The 16,393-nt window shown below is 69.4% G+C and carries 18 protein-coding genes; 14 read left to right on the forward strand and 4 right to left on the reverse strand.

Going from position 1 to position 16,393, the window contains the following annotated elements:
- Window positions 1-110 precede the first annotated feature (110 nt).
- The 13 genes from hisG (at window position 111) to MJ605_RS08085 (ending at window position 12,800) form a co-directional block, all read left to right on the forward strand.
- On the forward strand, window positions 111-1,022 hold the full coding sequence (gene hisG / locus MJ605_RS08025; protein WP_425600999.1) for an ATP phosphoribosyltransferase: 912 nt from the start codon (window positions 111-113) through the stop codon (window positions 1,020-1,022).
- A 28-nt stretch (window positions 1,023-1,050) separates the two neighbouring features.
- On the forward strand, window positions 1,051-2,358 hold the full coding sequence (gene hisD / locus MJ605_RS08030; RefSeq protein WP_243040918.1) for a histidinol dehydrogenase: 1,308 nt from the start codon (window positions 1,051-1,053) through the stop codon (window positions 2,356-2,358).
- Entirely contained in the window at window positions 2,355-3,461 is a 1,107-nt protein-coding gene (gene hisC / locus MJ605_RS08035; RefSeq protein WP_243040919.1) for a histidinol-phosphate transaminase, read from the forward strand. The genes hisD and hisC overlap by 4 nt, the downstream gene beginning before the upstream one ends.
- Window positions 3,458-4,522 (forward strand): bifunctional histidinol-phosphatase/imidazoleglycerol-phosphate dehydratase HisB, encoded by a 1,065-nt coding sequence (gene hisB, locus MJ605_RS08040; RefSeq protein ID WP_243040920.1) that lies wholly within the window; start codon window positions 3,458-3,460, stop codon window positions 4,520-4,522. Before hisC ends, hisB begins: the two co-directional genes overlap by 4 nt.
- Window positions 4,522-5,112 carry an imidazole glycerol phosphate synthase subunit HisH gene (hisH, locus tag MJ605_RS08045; RefSeq protein ID WP_243040921.1) on the forward strand — a complete coding sequence of 197 codons (591 nt, stop codon included), beginning with the start codon at window positions 4,522-4,524 and terminating at the stop codon, window positions 5,110-5,112. The genes hisB and hisH overlap by 1 nt, the downstream gene beginning before the upstream one ends.
- Entirely contained in the window at window positions 5,109-5,837 is a 729-nt protein-coding gene (locus tag MJ605_RS08050; protein WP_243040922.1) for a 1-(5-phosphoribosyl)-5-[(5-phosphoribosylamino)methylideneamino]imidazole-4-carboxamide isomerase, read from the forward strand. Before hisH ends, MJ605_RS08050 begins: the two co-directional genes overlap by 4 nt.
- Complete coding sequence (gene hisF, locus MJ605_RS08055; RefSeq protein ID WP_243040923.1) at window positions 5,831-6,604, forward strand: imidazole glycerol phosphate synthase subunit HisF; 774 nt, start codon at window positions 5,831-5,833, stop codon at window positions 6,602-6,604. The genes MJ605_RS08050 and hisF overlap by 7 nt, the downstream gene beginning before the upstream one ends.
- Window positions 6,605-6,607: 3 nt before the next feature.
- Entirely contained in the window at window positions 6,608-7,237 is a 630-nt protein-coding gene (gene hisIE, locus MJ605_RS08060; RefSeq protein ID WP_243040924.1) for a bifunctional phosphoribosyl-AMP cyclohydrolase/phosphoribosyl-ATP diphosphatase HisIE, read from the forward strand.
- Between the two features lie 149 nt (window positions 7,238-7,386).
- Window positions 7,387-8,790, forward strand: a complete 1,404-nt coding sequence (locus tag MJ605_RS08065) for an FAD/NAD(P)-binding protein (protein ID WP_243040925.1) — start codon at window positions 7,387-7,389, stop codon at window positions 8,788-8,790.
- Window positions 8,791-8,974: 184 nt separating this feature from the next.
- Window positions 8,975-9,976, forward strand: coding sequence for a sulfate ABC transporter substrate-binding protein (locus MJ605_RS08070; RefSeq protein ID WP_243040926.1), 1,002 nt, complete (start codon window positions 8,975-8,977; stop codon window positions 9,974-9,976).
- A 5-nt stretch (window positions 9,977-9,981) separates the two neighbouring features.
- The gene (cysT, locus tag MJ605_RS08075; RefSeq protein WP_243040927.1) at window positions 9,982-10,806 is read left to right on the forward strand and encodes a sulfate ABC transporter permease subunit CysT; all 825 of its coding nucleotides are present in this window, start codon (window positions 9,982-9,984) and stop codon (window positions 10,804-10,806) included.
- Window positions 10,803-11,663 carry a sulfate ABC transporter permease subunit CysW gene (cysW, locus tag MJ605_RS08080; protein WP_243040928.1) on the forward strand — a complete coding sequence of 287 codons (861 nt, stop codon included), beginning with the start codon at window positions 10,803-10,805 and terminating at the stop codon, window positions 11,661-11,663. Before cysT ends, cysW begins: the two co-directional genes overlap by 4 nt.
- Window positions 11,664-11,675: 12 nt before the next feature.
- Window positions 11,676-12,800: a sulfate/molybdate ABC transporter ATP-binding protein gene (locus MJ605_RS08085; protein ID WP_243040929.1), complete on the forward strand. Its 1,125-nt coding sequence runs from the start codon at window positions 11,676-11,678 to the stop codon at window positions 12,798-12,800.
- Here MJ605_RS08085 and MJ605_RS08090 read toward each other — a convergent pair.
- The 4 genes from MJ605_RS08090 to MJ605_RS08105 form a co-directional block, all read right to left on the reverse strand.
- The gene (locus MJ605_RS08090) at window positions 12,797-13,807 is read right to left on the reverse strand and encodes a C13 family peptidase (RefSeq protein WP_243040930.1); all 1,011 of its coding nucleotides are present in this window, start codon (window positions 13,805-13,807) and stop codon (window positions 12,797-12,799) included. The genes MJ605_RS08085 and MJ605_RS08090 overlap by 4 nt on opposite strands.
- A 19-nt stretch (window positions 13,808-13,826) precedes the next feature.
- Window positions 13,827-14,513: an acireductone synthase gene (gene mtnC, locus MJ605_RS08095; RefSeq protein WP_243040931.1), complete on the reverse strand. Its 687-nt coding sequence runs from the start codon at window positions 14,511-14,513 to the stop codon at window positions 13,827-13,829.
- A gap of 145 nt (window positions 14,514-14,658) precedes the next feature.
- On the reverse strand, window positions 14,659-15,225 hold the full coding sequence (locus MJ605_RS08100) for a 1,2-dihydroxy-3-keto-5-methylthiopentene dioxygenase (RefSeq protein WP_243040932.1): 567 nt from the start codon (window positions 15,223-15,225) through the stop codon (window positions 14,659-14,661).
- Window positions 15,222-15,869 (reverse strand): methylthioribulose 1-phosphate dehydratase, encoded by a 648-nt coding sequence (locus MJ605_RS08105; protein ID WP_243040933.1) that lies wholly within the window; start codon window positions 15,867-15,869, stop codon window positions 15,222-15,224. Before MJ605_RS08105 ends, MJ605_RS08100 begins: the two co-directional genes overlap by 4 nt.
- Before the next feature lie 165 nt (window positions 15,870-16,034).
- Between MJ605_RS08105 and MJ605_RS08110 the strand changes: the two genes are divergently transcribed.
- A complete protein-coding gene (locus MJ605_RS08110; RefSeq protein WP_243040934.1) occupies window positions 16,035-16,367 on the forward strand; it encodes a high-potential iron-sulfur protein in 333 nt (110 codons plus the stop codon).
- The last annotated feature ends 26 nt before the right edge of the window (window positions 16,368-16,393 follow it).

Consider the following 16,393-nt stretch of genomic DNA (forward strand, 5'->3'; position numbering starts at 1 on the left):
AACGGTCCGGCCGCCGTGGTCCGCCGCCGTTCCGCCGCGTATCGATCCCTTTTCCCCCTTTCTTCCCCGATCTGCGTGCCGGCGGCTTGTGGCGTGCGCTCCGGGGAGGCATTGCACAGGCTCCCCGCATGAAACCGCGCGACCGACTGCGCATCGCGATGCAGAAATCCGGCCGGCTCACCGAACCGGCGCTCGACCTGCTCAACCGCTGCGGGCTTACCTTCCGCCAGAGCCGCGACAAGCTGTTCTGCTTCGGCGAGGGCGAGCCCGTGGACCTGCTGCTGGTGCGCGACGACGATATCCCCGGACTGATCGCGCAGGGCGTGTGCGACCTGGGCATCGTGGGGCGCAACGTGCTCAGCGAGTTCCAGCTCACCGCCGGGCAGGACGGTCCCGAACTGGCCGAGTGGCGTTCGCTGGGCTTCGGCCGCTGCCGGCTATCCATCGCGGTACCTCAGGAGCTGGACTATGCGGATGCCGCCCAGTTGCAGGGGCAACGCATCGCCACCTCGTATCCCGGCCTGCTGGGCCGGTGGCTGCGCGAGCGCGGCGTGGGCGCGGGCGTGGTGACCCTGGCCGGTTCGGTCGAGATCGCGCCGCGCCTGGGCACCGCCGACGCCATCTGCGACCTCGTGCAGAGCGGCGGCACGCTGGTGGCCAATCAGTTGCGCGAGGTCGAGGTGCTGCTGGAAAGCGAAGCGGTGCTGGCCGGCCCGCAGGCGCTGCCCGCCGACGAGCGCGGCGACATGATCGACCTGCTGCTCAAGCGGCTGGACGGCGTGATCCAGGTGCGCGAGTCGCGCCTGCTGCTGTTGCAGGCCCCGCGCCACGCCCTGGACGCGGTGATCCGACTGCTGCCGGGCGGGCCGCAGCCGACCCTGCTGCCGGTGGCGGGCCAGCCCGACCAGCTGATGCTGCAGGCGCTGTGCGCGGGCGAGGTGAGCTGGCGCCAGCTCGAGGAAATCAAGAAGGCCGGTGCGCGCGAGATGTTCGTGCTGCCGGTGGAAAAGATGCTTGCGTGAGGCAGGCGGCAATGAAGGGTAGAACGGCATGAACCGCCTGGACTGGATGGCACTGGACGAAGCCGGACAGCGCGCCGCGCTGGCCCGGCCGGCGCAATCGCGCGCGGAAACCCTGCGCAATGGCGTCGAGCAGATCGTGGCGCGCGTGCGCACTGACGGCGACGCCGCGCTGCGCGAATTCAGCGCACGCTTCGACCGTTGCACGCTTGACGCATTCGAAGTGGGCGATGCAGAGTTCGGCGAGGCAGAGGCGCGCCTGGCACCTGCATTGAAGGCCGCCATCGAGGAAGCCGCCGGCCGCATCGAGGCCTTCCATCGTGCCGCCGCGCCGCAACCGGTGGCACTGGACACGGCCAGTGGCGTGCGGGTGGAACGCGTGCTGCGTCCGATCCGCCGCGTGGGCCTGTACGTTCCCGCGGGCAGCGCGCCGCTGCCGTCCACCGCGCTGATGCTCGGCGTGCCGGCCCGCATCGCGGGCTGCGCCGAGGTGGTGCTGTGCTCGCCCGCGCGCGCCGATGGCCATTGCGACGAGGCGGTGCTGTACGCCGCGCGCATCACCGGCGTGCACCGCGTGTTCAAGCTGGGCGGCGCCCAGGCGATTGCCGCGATGGCCTATGGCACTGCCTCGGTGCCCAAGTGCGACAAGCTGTTCGGCCCGGGCAACGCCTGGGTCACCGAGGCCAAGCTGCAGGTGTCGTCCGATCCGGAAGGCGCGGCCATCGACATGCCGGCCGGCCCGTCCGAGGTACTGGTGATCGCCGATGAGGCGGCCAATCCCGCCTTCGTGGCGGCCGACCTGCTGTCGCAGGCCGAGCATGGCCCGGATTCGCAGGTGATCCTGCTCAGCCCGTCGCCGGCGCTGCTCGACGCGGTGGCGGCGGAGGTGGCGCGACAGTGCGCGGCGCTGCCGCGCGCGCATATCGCCGAGCAGGCGCTGGCGCAGAGCCGCCTGATCGCGGTGGCATCGCTGGCCCAGGCGGTGGAGGTGAGCAACCGCTACGCGCCCGAGCACCTGATCCTGCAGGTGGCCGATCCACGCGCGCTGCTGCCCGCCATCGAAAGCGCGGGCTCGGTGTTCCTCGGCGCGTGGACGCCGGAGTCGGTGGGCGACTACTGCAGCGGCAGCAACCACGTATTGCCCACCTATGGCTATGCGCGCAGCTACAGCGGCGTGTCGGTGGCCAGTTTCCAGAAGCAGATCACCGTGCAGGAGGTGAGCGCCGACGGCTTGCGCACCATTGGGCCGTGCACCGCCACCCTGGCGGCGGCGGAGCAATTGGAAGCGCACCGCCGCGCGGTCACGCTGCGCCTGGCGGCGCTGGAGGATGCGGCATGAGCGTGCTCGACCTGGCGCGGCCGGAAATCCGCGCAATGCAGCCGTATTCCTCGGCACGCATGGAGGCGAGCGGCGGCAGCATCCTGCTCAACGCCAACGAGTCGGCCTGGGCGCCGCCGGGCGACCCGGCGCTGGATTGCAACCGCTATCCCGATCCGCAGCCGCGTGCCCTGGTCGAGGCACTGGCCGCGCTGTACGGCGTGCGTGCCGGGCAGGTGCTGGTGGGACGTGGCAGCGACGAGGCGATCGACCTGCTGGTGCGCGCGTTCTGCCGTGCCGGCGAGGACGCCATCGCCATCCAGCCGCCGACCTTCGGCATGTATGCGGTATGCGCCCATGTGCAGAACGCCGGCATCGTCGAGGTGCCGCTGGCGGCCGATTTCCTGCTCGACGTGGACGCCGTGCTGGCGGCGCTGACGCCTGCGGTGAAACTGGTGTTCGTGTGCACGCCCAACAACCCGAGCGGGCGGTTGGTGAGCGCCGCGCAGGTGGAGCGGCTGGCGCAGGCACTGGCCGGGCGCGCTTTGCTGGTGGTGGACGAGGCGTACATCGAGTTCGCCGACGCGGCCAGCGCCGCGCCGCTGATCGACCGCTACGAGAACCTGGTCGTGCTGCGCACGCTTTCCAAGGCCTGGGCGCTGGCCGGCGCGCGCATCGGCACCTTGCTCGCCAGCGAGGCGGTGGTCGGCCTGTTGCGCCGCATCCTGGCGCCATATCCATTGCCGCGGCCCTGCGTGGCGCTGGCGCTGGAAGCGCTTTCACCGGAGGGGCAGCGCGTGGCGCGCGGGCATCTCGCCACCGTGCGCGAGCAGCGCGAGCGCATGCGGGCCGCGCTGGCGGCCCTGCCCGGCGTGCGCGAGGTACTGCCCTCGCAGGCCAACTTCCTGGCGGTGCGCTTCGAGGATGCCGGCGCGGCTTACCGATGCCTGTTCGAGGCCGGCGTGGTGGTGCGCGACGTGCGTCGTTATGCGGGGCTGGGCGATGCGTTGCGCATCACCATCGGCAGCGTGGAAGAGAACGATCGCGTGCTCGCCGTATTGGATGGCGCGTCCACGGAAGGCCGGGCTGTGGCCGAGGGAACGGTATCGGGTGGAACCGCATGAGCCGCAAGATCCTCTTTATCGACCGCGACGGCTGCCTGATCGAGGAGCCGGCGGATTTCCAGATCGACAGCTATGAGAAGTTCGCCCTGCTGCCCGGCGTGATCGCCGCGCTGCAGCGCTTCGTGGCCGCCGGCTATGAACTGGTGATGGTGACCAACCAGGATGGCCTGGGCACGGACAGTTTTCCCGAGGCCGATTTCCATGGCCCGCATGATCTCCTGATGCGCATCCTCGCTTCGCAGGGCATCCGCTTTCGCGACGTGTTGATCGACCGCAGCTTCCCGCACGAGAACAGGGACACCCGCAAGCCGGGAGTAGGCATGCTGCGCCACTACCTGGCCGACGACGGCTGGAGCCGCGCCGCCTCCGCGATGGTGGGCGACCGCGAGACCGACCTGCAGTTCGCCGCCAACATGGGCGTGCGCGGCCTGCGCGTGGGACCGCAGGGCCTGGGCTGGGACGAGGTGGCGCACCAGTTGCTCGATGCGCCGCGCATGGCCACGGTGGAGCGCAACACGCGCGAGACCCGCATCACGGTCAGCGTGAACCTGGACAAGGCGGCCGAGCCACAGGTGCATACTGGCCTGGGCTTCTTCGATCACATGCTGGAGCAGATCGGCAAGCATGGCGGCTTCGCGCTGGCGCTGCGCTGCGATGGCGATACGCACATCGACGAGCACCACACCATCGAGGACTGCGCGCTGGCCCTGGGCCAAGCGCTGCGCCAGGCGCTGGGCGACAAGCGCGGCATCGGCCGCTACGGTTTCACCCTGCCGATGGACGAATCGTCCGCGAGCGCGGCGCTGGATCTGTCGGGTCGTCCGTACTTCGTGTTCGAGGGGCAGTTCCCGCGCGAGCGCGTGGGCGACGTGCCCACCGAGCTGGTGCCGCATTTCTTCCGCTCGCTGTGCGAGACGCTGGGCGCCAACCTGCACCTGAGCGTGCGCGGCGAGAACGCACACCACATGGTGGAGGGCTGTTTCAAGGCCGTGGCGCGCACGTTGCGCCAGGCCATCCGCCGCGAGGGCAGCGAACTGCCCAGCACCAAGGGAGCGCTGTGATGAGCGTGGTGCTGGTCGATGCTGGTGGCACCAATATCGGTTCGGTGCGCTATGCCTTGCAGCGGCTGGGCGTGGAAGCCGCGCTGACCTCCGACGCGGCGGCGATCCGTGCCGCGGACAAGGTCATCCTCCCCGGCGTCGGCGCTGCCGGGCCGGGCATGGCACGGCTGCGCGAGCTGGGCCTGGTGGAACTGATGCGTTCGCTCACCCAGCCGGTGCTCGGCGTCTGCCTGGGCATGCAACTGTTGTGCGAGCGCTCGGAAGAGGGCGATACCGAGTGCCTGGGCGTGGTGCCCGCCACGGTCAGGCGCTTCGTCGAACGGCCCGGTCTGCGCGTGCCGCACATGGGCTGGAACCGTCTGCGCCAGCAGCAGGAGCATCCGCTGCTGGACGGGCTGGGCGAGCAGGACTGGGCCTACTTCGTGCACAGCTATGCGGTGCCGGTGGGCGAGTACACGCTGGCCACCACCGACTACGATGGCGACTTCGCCAGTGTGATCGCCGCCGGCAATTTCCATGGCATGCAATTCCATCCCGAGCGCTCGGCCAGGGTCGGCGCCCGCCTGCTGAAGAACTTCCTCGACCTATGAGCTTCGTTGTCATTCCCGCCATCGACCTGCGCGAAGGCCGCGTGGTACGCCTCAAGCAGGGCGACTACGCGCAGCAGACCACCTACGACGTGGACGCGCGCGAGCAGGCGCGCCGCTATGCCGGTGCCGGCGCGGCCTGGCTGCACCTGGTGGACCTCGACGGCGCGCGCGGCGGCAGCCTGGCCAACCTGGCGGTGATCGAGTCGATCGCCCGCGACGGCATGCACGTCCAGGCCGGTGGCGGTGTGCGCGCCGAGGCCGACGTGCAGCGCCTGTTCGACGCCGGTGTGGCGCGGGTGGTGCTGGGCAGCCTGGCCATCCGCGAGCCCGGGCGCGTCGCCGGCTGGCTGGAGACACACGGTGCCGAACGCTTCACGCTGGCGCTGGACACCTTGCGGCGCGATGGCGCCTGGACCTTGCCGAGCGCGGGCTGGACCGAAGCCGAATCGCGCACGCTGGACGAGCTGGCGCCCTGGTACGCCGCGCGCGGCGCCCGGCACCTGCTGTGCACCGACATCGATCGCGACGGCATGCTGGCCGGCTTCAACCTCGAACTCTATCGCCATCTCGCCGCCACGGTGCCGGCGATGGCCGTGCAGGCCTCCGGCGGCGTGCGCTCGCTGGAGGACATCCGCGCCGCCCGCGAGGCCGGCGCGCGCGGCGTGATCCTTGGCCGCGCGCTGCTGGAAGGGCGCTTCGCGCTGGCGGAGGCGCTCGCATGCTGAGCCGTCGCATCATTCCCTGCCTGGACGTGCGCGACGGCAAGGTCGTCAAGGGCGTGCGCTTCCGCGACCACGTGGTGATGGGCGAGATCGTGGAACTGGCCCTGCGCTATCGCGACGAGGGCGCCGACGAGCTGGTGTTCTACGACATCACCGCCAGCCCGGAAGGGCGCAGCGTGGATCGCGGCTGGGTAGAGCGCGTGGCGCGGGTGATCGACATCCCGTTCTGCGTGGCCGGCGGCATCCGCAGCGTACAGGAAGCACGCGCGGTGCTGCATGCGGGCGCGGACAAGATCTCGGTGAACTCGCCCGCGCTGGAGCGGCCCGAACTCATCGACGAGCTGGCCGCGGCCTTCGGCGTGCAATGCGTGGTGGTGGGCGTGGACAGCCTGCGTGATGCCGACGGCGAATGGCGCGTGCGCCAGTACACCGGCGATCCCTCGCGCACGCAGGCACTGCCGCGGCGCAGCTTGGACTGGGTGGCCGAGGCGCAGCGGCGCGGCGCCGGCGAGATCGTGCTCAACTGCATGGGCAGCGATGGCGTACGCCAGGGCTACGACCTCGAGCAATTGGCCGCGGTGCGCGCGATCTGCCGGGTGCCGCTGATCGCCTCCGGCGGCGCGGGCGCCATCGAGCATTTCCGCGACGCCTTCGCCGAGGCCGATGTCGATGGCGCGCTGGCGGCCAGCGTGTTTCATTCCGGCGCGATCGCGATTCCCGCGTTGAAGCAGGCATTGGCGGCATCGGGCGTGACGGTGAGGCGGGGATAGGACATGACGACGACTTTCGATCCTTCGCGACTGGACTGGTCCAAGGGCGATGGCCTGCTGCCGGCCATCGTGCAGCACTGGCTTACCGGCGAAGTGCTGATGCTGGGCTACATGAACGCCGAGGCGCTGGCGACGACGCAGGCGACCGGACAGGTCACCTTCTTCAGCCGCAGCAAGCAGCGGCTGTGGACCAAGGGCGAAAGCTCCGGGCACGTGTTGGCGCTGAAATCGCTGCGCGTGGATTGCGACGGCGACACGCTGCTGGCGCTGGCCGAGCCGCAGGGACCGACCTGCCATACGGGAACGAGCAGCTGCTTCGGCGACGATGTGCGGCCCGCGTTGGGGTTCCTCGCGCAATTGGATGCGCTGGTTGCCCAGCGCCATGCCGAGCGTCCCGAAGGCAGCTACACCACCCGCCTGTTCGAAGGCGGCATCCGCCGCATGGCGCAGAAGGTGGGCGAAGAGGGCGTGGAAACCGCGCTCGCCGCAGTGGCCCAGGACGACGAGGCGCTGCTCGGCGAAGCGGCCGATCTCGTCTATCACCTGACGGTGGCCTTGCGCGCGCGCGGCCTGGGCCTGGCGGACGTCGCGGCGGTGCTGGCCCAGAGGCATGCCGTGCAGCGGTCGTCATAACCTCCCGGGAATGAGCCGCGCCGCAAACCCATGAAGGGCTAGCGCGGCCTTAACGGCGCTTGTGATTTCTTTGCCTCAAGCACACGGACAGGACGAGGGCTGCTGCCAGCAGCTTGCCTGGCTCCGTGCCCTCGCTAGAGGAGTGAGTCATGACGGATGTCGCGGTGATCGGCGGTGGTGCGGCGGGCGCGGCGGCCTTTGGCGAACTGCTGGCCTGCTACGACGCGGGCACGGTCCACTGGATCGTCGGCCAGCACATGCCGGGGCGGGGCGTGGCCTACGCCACCAGCGACGACCGGCACCTGCTCAATGTGCGCGCCTCGGCCATGGGCGTGTTCCAGGAGCATGGCGACGACTTCATCCGGCATGCCTCGCGGCAGCTGGGACAGGTGAAGGGCACGGATTTCCTGCCGCGTCGCCTGTTCGGCGATTTCATCCAGGCGCAGGTGGGCGCGCGCATCGATGCGGCGCGACGCGCCGGGCGCAGCTTCCGCATCCATCCCGGCAGCGCGCGCGAGATTGCGCCGCGCGGCGAGGCCGGCTACGCGGTGCGCGTGGGCGCCGACCGCTGGCTGGAGGTGGCGCACGTGGTGCTGGCGATAGGCGCACTGTCGCAGCGGCCGTTGCGCACGGTATCGACCACCGCCCTGGACAGCGGTGCCTACGAGCTCGATCCCTGGCGACTGGATCGCCACCCGAAGGCGCCGCGCCGCGTGCTGGTGATCGGCACCGGGCTGACCGCGGTCGATACGCTGCTCTCGGCGGCCGTGCAGTGGCCGCATGCGGAACTGGTGGCGGTATCGCGCCATGGCCTGTGGCCGTTCACGCACGCCGCGCTGCCGCTGTCGCCGTATGCGCGGCAGGCAGCGCTCAACCAGGCCCTGTTGGCCTGCGATGGCGCGTTGCCGATGCTGCGGCAGGTGCGCCGGGCCATCGCGGAAATGGAAGATACCGATTGGCGCAGCGTCATCGACGGCATGCGCCCGGTCAACGCCTTGCTGTGGCAGGGCATGAGCCATGCGCGGCGGCGCCAGTTCCTGCGGCATGCGCGCTGGGTCTGGGAGGCCTCGCGTCATCGCATGGCGCCGGCCACGGGCGAGGCGATCCTGCAACTGGAGGAAGAAGGCCGCCTGCAGGTGCATGCCGCCCGCGTGCTCGATGTGGATGGCACGGCGCCGCTGCAGGTGACCCTGCGCGAGCGCGCCACTCAACTGGTCAGCACGCTGGAGGCGGACCTGGTGATCCAGGCGACCGGCCTGGACACCGCGGTGGCGTACTGCGCCCACGACCTGCTGTCGCAGTTGCTGCGCGATGGACTGGCGGTGGCCGATCCCTTGCACCTGGGCGTGCTGGCCAAGCCGGACGGCCGGTTGCTGGATGCGGATGGTCGCGTGCAGCCGGGCTTGCATGCGATCGGCTCGCTGCTGCGCGGCAACCTGTGGGAATGCACGGCGATGCCGGAAATCCGAGCGGCGGCCCATCGCCTGGCGGTCCGCCTGGCGAGCGCCGACACGGCCGTCGCCACCCTCGACAGCGCGGGCGAAGTACCCTGAGAGCCCATCTTTGCGATCTTGTCGCGGACCGCGTGCAGACCGCGAACAGGCTCCGAGGAATGCCGTGGCGCGCCGCACGCTGATATCGCGCATGGCCGGATCATGAAGTTATGACATATTGCGATTTCGTACCGACACGCCGGTCTGGCTAAGCTGGCCACCGGCCCAGCATACGGGAGACGCCATGAAAACGTTCTTTCCGGCCCTGGTCGCCGCCGCTGGCCTGCTGCTGGCCGGCGTGGCGCCGGCCAAGGACATCACCCTGCTCAACGTTTCCTACGATCCCACGCGCGAGCTCTATCGCCAGGTGAACGGCGCCTTCGCCGCGCAATGGAAGGCGCAGCACGGCGACAGCGTCACCATCCAGATGTCGCATGGCGGCTCCGGCAAGCAGGCGCGCTCGGTGGTCGATGGCCTGTCGGCGGACGTGGTGACCCTGGCACTGGCCTACGACATCGATGCCATCGCCGACCACGGGCTGCTGGCCAAGGACTGGCAGAAGCGCCTGCCCAGCAACGCCTCGCCCTACACCTCGACCATCGTGTTCCTGGTGCGCAAGGGCAATCCAAAGGACATCAAGGACTGGCCCGACCTCGTGCGTCCCGGCATCCAGGTGGTGACGCCCAATCCCAAGTCGTCCGGCGGCGCCCGCTGGAATTTCCTGGCGGCCTGGGGCTACGCGCTCAAGCAGCCGGGCGGCAATGACGACAAGGCCAGGGCCTTCGTGCGCGAGCTGTACGGGCACGTGCCGGTGCTCGACACCGGCGCGCGCGGCGCCACCAACACTTTCGTCCAGCGCGGTATCGGCGACGTGCTGATCGCCTGGGAGAACGAGGCCCTGCTGGCGCGGCAGGAGCTGGGCAAGGACAAGTTCGAGATCGTGGTGCCTTCGCTCACCATCCTGGCCGAGCCGCCGGTGGCGGTGGTGGACGCCAACGCGGACAAGCATGGCACGCGCGCCGTGGCCGAGGCCTACCTGCAGTTCCTGTATTCGCCGCAGGGCCAGGAGATCGCCGCGAAGAATTACTACCGCCCGCGTTCGCCCGAGGTGGCCGCGCGCTATGCCGGCCAGTTCCCGGCAACGCACACCTTCACCATCGACGAGGTGTTCGGCGACTGGCGCCAGGTGCAGGCGAAGTTCTTCAACGACGGTGCCATCTTCGATCAACTGGGCGCGGGGAACTGAAGCGCATGCGGCGGCGCGTGTTGCCGGGCTTCGGCATCAGCCTGGGGTATGCGTTGGCCTACCTGGGGCTGATCGTGCTGTTGCCGCTGGCCGCGCTGGCCTGGAAGGCGTCGGGCATCGGCGTCAGGGAACTGCTGCATCTGCTGTCCACGCCGCGCACGCTGGCCGCGCTGCGGCTCAGCCTGGGCGGGGCCTTGCTGGCGGCGCTGGTCAACGTGGCGGCTGGCCTGCTGGTGGGCTGGGTGTTGGTGCGCTACCGCTTCCCAGGGCGGCGCCTGTTCGATGCGCTGGTGGATCTTCCGTTCGCCCTGCCGACCGCGGTGGCCGGCATCGCGCTCACCACGCTGTACGCGCCCAATGGCTGGCTGGGCGGCTGGCTGGCGCCGATGGGCATCCAGGTAGCCTACACGCCACTCGGCGCGTTCGTGGCGATGGTGTTCGTGGGCTTTCCCTTCGTGGTACGCACCCTGCAGCCGGTGCTGGCGTCGCTGGAGCGCGACGTGGAGGAGGCCGCCGAAAGCCTGGGCGCGCGGCGCTGGCAGACCTTCTTCCGGGTGATCCTGCCGATGCTGGCGCCGCCCCTGCTCACCGGCTTCGCGCTGGCGTTGGCGCGCGCGGTGGGCGAGTACGGCTCGGTGATCTTCATCGCCGGCAACATTCCCATGCGCTCGGAGATCGTGCCGCTGCTGATCGTGCAGAAGCTGGAACAGTTCGACTATGCCGGTGCCGCGGCGCTGGGCGTGGTCATGCTGCTGCTGTCGTTCGCGCTGCTGGTGGCGGTGGCCCTGCTGCAGCGCTGGAGCCGCCGCTGGGCGGAGCACGCGGCATGAGCGGGCGCCATCCCTCGCGTCCGTGGGGTTGGCCGCGCCGCCTGGTGCACCTGGGCCTGATCCTGGCGGCCCTGGTGTTCCTGATGCTGTTCCTGGTGCTGCCGCTGGCCACGGTGTTCGTGGAGGCGTTCCGCCAGGGCGTGTCGCCCTATGTCGCCTCGATCCAACAGCCGGAGGCGCTCTCGGCGATCCGGCTCACCTTGCTGGTGGCGGTGATCGCGGTGCCGCTGAACGTGGTGTTCGGCGTCGCCGCGGCCTGGGCCATGGCGCGCTTCGACTTTCCCGGCAAGGCCTTGCTGGGAGCGTTCATCGACCTGCCGTTCTCGGTGTCGCCGGTGATCTCGGGCCTGGTGTACGTGCTGCTGTTCGGCGCGCAGGGCTGGTTCGGGCCATGGCTGGATGCGCATGGCGTGAAGATCATCTTCGCGGTGCCGGGGCTGGTGCTGGCCACCATCTTCATCACCTTGCCGTTCGTCGCGCGCGAGCTGATACCGCTGATGCAGTCGCAGGGCAGCGAGGAGGAGGAGGCCGCGCGCGTGCTGGGCGCCAGTGGCTGGCAGATGTTTTTCCGGGTGACCTTGCCGAACATCCGCTGGGGCCTGCTGTACGGCGTGCTGCTGTGCAATGCGCGGGCGATGGGCGAGTTCGGCGCGGTCTCGGTGGTCTCGGGCCATATCCGGGGGCTCACCACCACCATGCCGCTGGAAGTGGAAATGCGCTACAACGAATACGACTACGTGGGAGCCTTCGCGGTCGCCTCGTTGCTGGCCCTGTTGGCGTTGCTTACCCTGGGCATCAAGACCCTGCTGGAATGGCGCTATGGCGACGAGCTGGCGCATGCGCCGGGTGGACACTGAACGAGGACGCGCATGACGCTCGAGTTGTCCCATCTCGACCGACGCTTCGCGGGATTTCGCGCGCTGGACGACGTCAGCCTGTCCATCGCGCCCGGCGAGTTCCTGGCGTTGCTCGGACCTTCCGGCTCGGGCAAGACCACCTTGCTGCGCATCCTCGCCGGGCTGGACTATCCCGATGGCGGCGGCGTGCGCATGGGCGGCGAGGATTTCCTGGCCACGCCCGCGCGCGAGCGGCGCATCGGCATGGTGTTCCAGCACTATGCGCTGTTCCGGCATCTCACGGTGACGGAGAACGTCGCGTTCGGTCTGCGCGTGCGGCCATGGCGCTCGCGCCCGTCGCGCGCCGAGATCCGCGAACGGGTCGAGCGCCTGCTGCGCCGCGTGCAACTGGAGGGCCTGGGCGGCCGCTATCCGACGCAGCTGTCGGGTGGCCAGCGCCAGCGCGTGGCGTTGGCCCGCGCCCTGGCGGTGGAGCCGGACCTGCTACTGCTGGACGAGCCGTTCGGCGCGCTCGACGCTCAGGTGCGCGTGACCCTGCGTCGCTGGCTGCGCGAGCTGCACGAGGAACTGGAGCTCACCACCGTCTTCGTCACCCACGACCAGGAAGAAGCGCTGGAACTGGCCGATCGCATCGCTGTGATGAACAACGGCCGCATCGAGCAGGTTGGCACGCCGGAAGTCATCTATCAGCAGCCGGCGACCCCCTTCGTGTGCGAGTTCATCGGCAAGGTCAACCGCTTTCGCGTCCGGCGCCATGGGGCGGGATTCGGCGTGGGCGGATGGATGCCCGAGGACGATCCCTGGCAGCGCGACGTCACCGAGGCGGTCGCCTATGTGCGGCCGGAACAGCTGTGGCTGGCAGTGCCTCCCTCACAGCCGGCCTGGGAGGCACGGCTGCGGCATATCTATCTCGCGGGCAGCGTCGCGCACCTGGAATTGCACGTCGCCTCGCTGGACCAGCCGCTGGAAGCGGACGTGGCCAGCGAGGACCTGTCGCGACTGGGTCTGCAGCCCGGCATGGCGCTGCGCGTGGCGCCGCGCAGCGCCGTGCTGTTTCCGCTCGATGGCAACAGTGTCCCGCGCAGCGAGGAGCGCTGGCTCTGGCACGCCCCGAGCCCGGTGCCGGCCAGGGTCTAGTGTGCGCTGCCGGTATGTTCCGGTGGCGCCGGCTTGAACGCCAGTGCCGGGCCCGGCACCACGGATCGGCGCCACAGCGCAAGCTGACCGGCGATCCCGCTGCCCACGTCCATCTGCGGCTCGGACGGCGTCAGCCGGTCCTTCGCTTCCCATTGCGCGATCTCGCCCGAGGCCTGGCGGAAGGCTTCCATGAAATCCGGCGTGCGGTTCAGGGCATCGACCAGCCAGGCCTTGCCGAAGTAGGTGACATCCGAATCGCTGCCACAGCCGAAGGAGCTGCGGTCGGCGCGCGCAGCCGTAATCACCAGGGTGCCCGCGCCGCGCAGGGGCGGCACGAAGCCGCCGGAATAGCAGGCGTTCACCACCACCACCTTCCACTTGAACGGGTGCTTGCCGAGGATGTCGGCCAGGTCGTCCGCGCCGATCTGGTCGAGCGGCAGCGGATCCATGTCCACCAGCAGGGTGTGGTCCTCGTCGCCGTGCGTGGTGAGGTAGAGCAGCAGGATGTCCTCGTCCAGCTTCATCGTGCCGGCAAGGCCGTCCAGGGTTTCCTCGAGGTTGCTCCAGGTCGCCAGTGGGCGCTGCTCCAGCGAGGCGGGATTGTTCTCCAGCACCATCACGTGGGTGCTGTTGCCGAAGCGCTGCGGGAACAGCTTGGCAGCGTATTCGGCCTCGTTGCGAAACACGTCCTCGCCGCCGTCGCCGCCGAAGGCCACCACATAGAGATTGGGGCGGCCGGGCACGCGCGCGCCCAGCCCGGACAGCGCCTTGCGCACCATGCCGCGCTGCGAATAGATCACCTGTTCCGGCGAGGGGGCCTGCTGGGGCCAGTTGTCGTCCGTGGCGGTGTCCTCGTCGGTGCCTGGCGTGCTGGTGGCCGGCGTCGCCGTGCTGGCGGCGTGGGCGGGAACGGTGGTCTCGCCGCCGGCCGGCGCATGGTGCGACAGGCCCAGCATGAGCAATACGCCGGCCGCGAAGGCGAGCAGGGCGGTCAATGCGGTGCGCATGGCGGAGAACTCGCGTGGGTCAGAGGACGATGTCGTCGAACTGGCGGTAGGCCGGGTGACGCGGCGCATCCGGGATCGCCAGCGGCGCGCGCAGCAGCCAGCCAGTGCGCAGGCCGGCGGCCCTGGCGGCATCCAGTTCCTCGACGACGTCGGAAAGGAACAGGATATGCGCCGGCTGCTCGCCGATCGCGGCGGCGATCTTCTCGTAGGATGCCTGCTCGCGCTTGGGGCCCGTCTCGGTGTCGAAATAGCCGGCGAACAATGGCGACAGGTCGCCGGCCTCGCTGTAGCGGAAGAACAGCTTCTGCGCGGGCACCGAGCCGGAGGAATACACGTACAGGTGCAGGCCCTCGCCGCGCCAGGCATGCAGCCGGGCGGAGACTTCCGGGTACAGGTGTGCCCGGTAGTCTCCGTTCTCGTAGCCTTCCCGCCAGATCATGCCCTGCAGCGCCTTGAGCGCGGTGGACTTGCGATCCTCGTCGATCCAGCGCAGCAGCAGCTCGATCACTTCCTGCCGGGAAGCCTCGATGAGACCGTCCTCCCGGGCCGCCTCGTGCAGCCAGTGCCGCACCTCGGGCGTGTCGCCGTGGGTTTCGACGAAGGCGGGCAGGCGCTCGCGCGCATAGGGAAACAGCACGTCCTTGACGAAGCTGATCGAGCTGGTGGTGCCCTCGATGTCGGTGACGATGGCGCGGATGACGGTCATGCGGGAAGCCAGTCTGCGGGGACGACAAGCTTACCCGGGGCGGGGACGCCGAGCGAGAGCCGTTGTGGGAGCGCACCCTGTGCGCGACTGGCGGACGCCTGTGTCAACGCCAGTCGCGCACAGGGTGCGCTCCCACATACGATCGTCAGGCCGCCTTGACGGACGTGTGGGGCTGCATCCGCGGAAAGCGCTCGGCAATATCCTCGCCGGTGAAGTTGGCCACCCAGCCTTCCTTGTTGGTGAACAGGCGGATCGCCACGAAGTAGGGCGACTCGCTCATGTCGAACCAGTGGCGGGTGCCGTCGGGCACACCGATCAGGTCGCCCTGCTCGCACAGCACGTCATAGACCTTCTCGCCCAGGTGCAGGGTGAACTGGCCCGCGCCGGCCACGAAGAAACGCACCTCGTCTTCGCTGTGGGTATGCTCGTTGAGGAACTTCTGGCGCAGCGCCGCGCGGTCCGGATGGTCCGGCTTGAGGCTGATCACGTCGACCGCCTGGTAGCCTTCCTCGGCCATCAGGCGGTCGATGTCGGCGCGATAGGCGGCGATCACTTCCTCCTGGCTGGCGCCCGGGGCGATCGGCTGGCTGGCTTCCCAGCGCTCGAAGCGCACGCCCGCCTTGGCTAGCTCGCGGACGACCTCCGCGTGGTCGGTGTAGACGGCCAGCGGCTGCTGCGGCTGGTTTTCGTTGAAGATGCGCAAGCGGCTCATGCGGATAACCTCCTTAGATCGAGTTCGCAGCCGAGCAGGAATTCCAGCGCCTCCAGGTGGCGGCGCGTTTCGGCCATGTCGCGGCCCCAGGTGTAGATGCCGTGACCGTTGATGAGATAGGCGTGCAGCGGCCTGCCCGAGTCGAGCCAGGCATCGACCTGGGCGACCAGCTCGGGCATGTGCTGCGTATTGGGGAACACCGGGATGGCCAGTTCCGCGTCATGGGTGGTCTGGCCGGCGATTGCCTTCTGCAATTCCCAGCCCTCGAGCTTCACCACGCCATCGCGTGCGAACAGCCGCGAGGCCACGCTCTGGGTGCGCGAGTGCGTGTGCAGCACCACGTTCATCTCGGGGAGGCGGCGATAGATCTGCGTGTGCAGGTCGGTTTCCGCGCTGGGCCGCGCGGCGGTGCCCACCGCCTTGCCGTGCATGTCGATCACCATGATGTCCTCGCGCCCCAGCCTGCCCTTGTCGCGGCCGGAAATGGTGATGGCCGCGTGGTCGGCGTCCAGGCGCATCGAGAAGTTGCTGCTGGTGGCGGGCGTCCAGCCGGCGGCGGCCAGCTCGCGCGCGGCGTCGGCGATGGCATCGGCGCGCTGCGCGAACAGCTCGGCGGAAATGGCGGAGGGCAGAACCTGGGTCATGGTGTATGGACGTCCAAATGAGCGCGCACTATATCACGCCGCCTGCATCGCCATGCCGAAAATGCGATTCGTTCTCACGACTTATTCACGAGACGAGTAGCATGTCGGCTGATCCGCCACGGGCGTGGCGGGCTATGGATGTCGATACAGACGGAGGTTGCACCAATGTCGCATGAAAAAGATATCGAATCGCGTCGTCGCTTTCTCAAGGCCGCCGCCGGAACGGCGGCCGCCGCTGTCGTGATCGGAGGATTGCCGCGCGTTGCGCGCGCCGCCGACCTGCCACATCTCGCCGAATCCGATCCCACGGCGAAGGCCCTCGGCTACGTCGAGGACGCCAGCAAGACGACCGATGCGAAGCACAAGGCGGGCGACACGTGCGCGAACTGCCAGTTCTACTCCGGTGGCCCGACCGGCTACGGTCCCTGTCAGCTGTTCCCCGGCAAGGCGGTCAGCGCGAAGGGCTGGTGCGTCTCGCACGCGGTCAAGAAAGCCTGAGCTTTCCATCCATGCGCTGTCCCGAA

The organism is Dyella sedimenti (genome assembly GCF_022760995.1).
GTDB lineage: Bacteria > Pseudomonadota > Gammaproteobacteria > Xanthomonadales > Rhodanobacteraceae > Dyella > Dyella sedimenti.

Bases quoted from the DNA above. Each gene is read 5' to 3' on its own strand.
- MJ605_RS08050 (WP_243040922.1), top strand. From the start codon at position 5,109: ATGAGCTTCGTTGTCATTCCCGCCATCGACCTGCGCGAAGGCCGCGTG.
- mtnC (WP_243040931.1), bottom strand. From the start codon at position 14,513: ATGACCGTCATCCGCGCCATCGTCACCGACATCGAGGGCACCACCAGC.
- MJ605_RS08090 (WP_243040930.1), bottom strand. From the start codon at position 13,807: ATGCGCACCGCATTGACCGCCCTGCTCGCCTTCGCGGCCGGCGTATTG.
- hisB (WP_243040920.1), top strand. From the start codon at position 3,458: ATGAGCCGCAAGATCCTCTTTATCGACCGCGACGGCTGCCTGATCGAG.
- cysW (WP_243040928.1), top strand. From the start codon at position 10,803: ATGAGCGGGCGCCATCCCTCGCGTCCGTGGGGTTGGCCGCGCCGCCTG.
- hisH (WP_243040921.1), top strand. From the start codon at position 4,522: ATGAGCGTGGTGCTGGTCGATGCTGGTGGCACCAATATCGGTTCGGTG.
- MJ605_RS08070 (WP_243040926.1), top strand. From the start codon at position 8,975: ATGAAAACGTTCTTTCCGGCCCTGGTCGCCGCCGCTGGCCTGCTGCTG.
- hisF (WP_243040923.1), top strand. From the start codon at position 5,831: ATGCTGAGCCGTCGCATCATTCCCTGCCTGGACGTGCGCGACGGCAAG.
- hisC (WP_243040919.1), top strand. From the start codon at position 2,355: ATGAGCGTGCTCGACCTGGCGCGGCCGGAAATCCGCGCAATGCAGCCG.
- cysT (WP_243040927.1), top strand. From the start codon at position 9,982: ATGCGGCGGCGCGTGTTGCCGGGCTTCGGCATCAGCCTGGGGTATGCG.
- MJ605_RS08085 (WP_243040929.1), top strand. From the start codon at position 11,676: ATGACGCTCGAGTTGTCCCATCTCGACCGACGCTTCGCGGGATTTCGC.
- hisD (WP_243040918.1), top strand. From the start codon at position 1,051: ATGAACCGCCTGGACTGGATGGCACTGGACGAAGCCGGACAGCGCGCC.
- MJ605_RS08100 (WP_243040932.1), bottom strand. From the start codon at position 15,225: ATGAGCCGCTTGCGCATCTTCAACGAAAACCAGCCGCAGCAGCCGCTG.
- MJ605_RS08105 (WP_243040933.1), bottom strand. From the start codon at position 15,869: ATGACCCAGGTTCTGCCCTCCGCCATTTCCGCCGAGCTGTTCGCGCAG.
- MJ605_RS08065 (WP_243040925.1), top strand. From the start codon at position 7,387: ATGACGGATGTCGCGGTGATCGGCGGTGGTGCGGCGGGCGCGGCGGCC.
- hisIE (WP_243040924.1), top strand. From the start codon at position 6,608: ATGACGACGACTTTCGATCCTTCGCGACTGGACTGGTCCAAGGGCGAT.
- MJ605_RS08110 (WP_243040934.1), top strand. From the start codon at position 16,035: ATGTCGCATGAAAAAGATATCGAATCGCGTCGTCGCTTTCTCAAGGCC.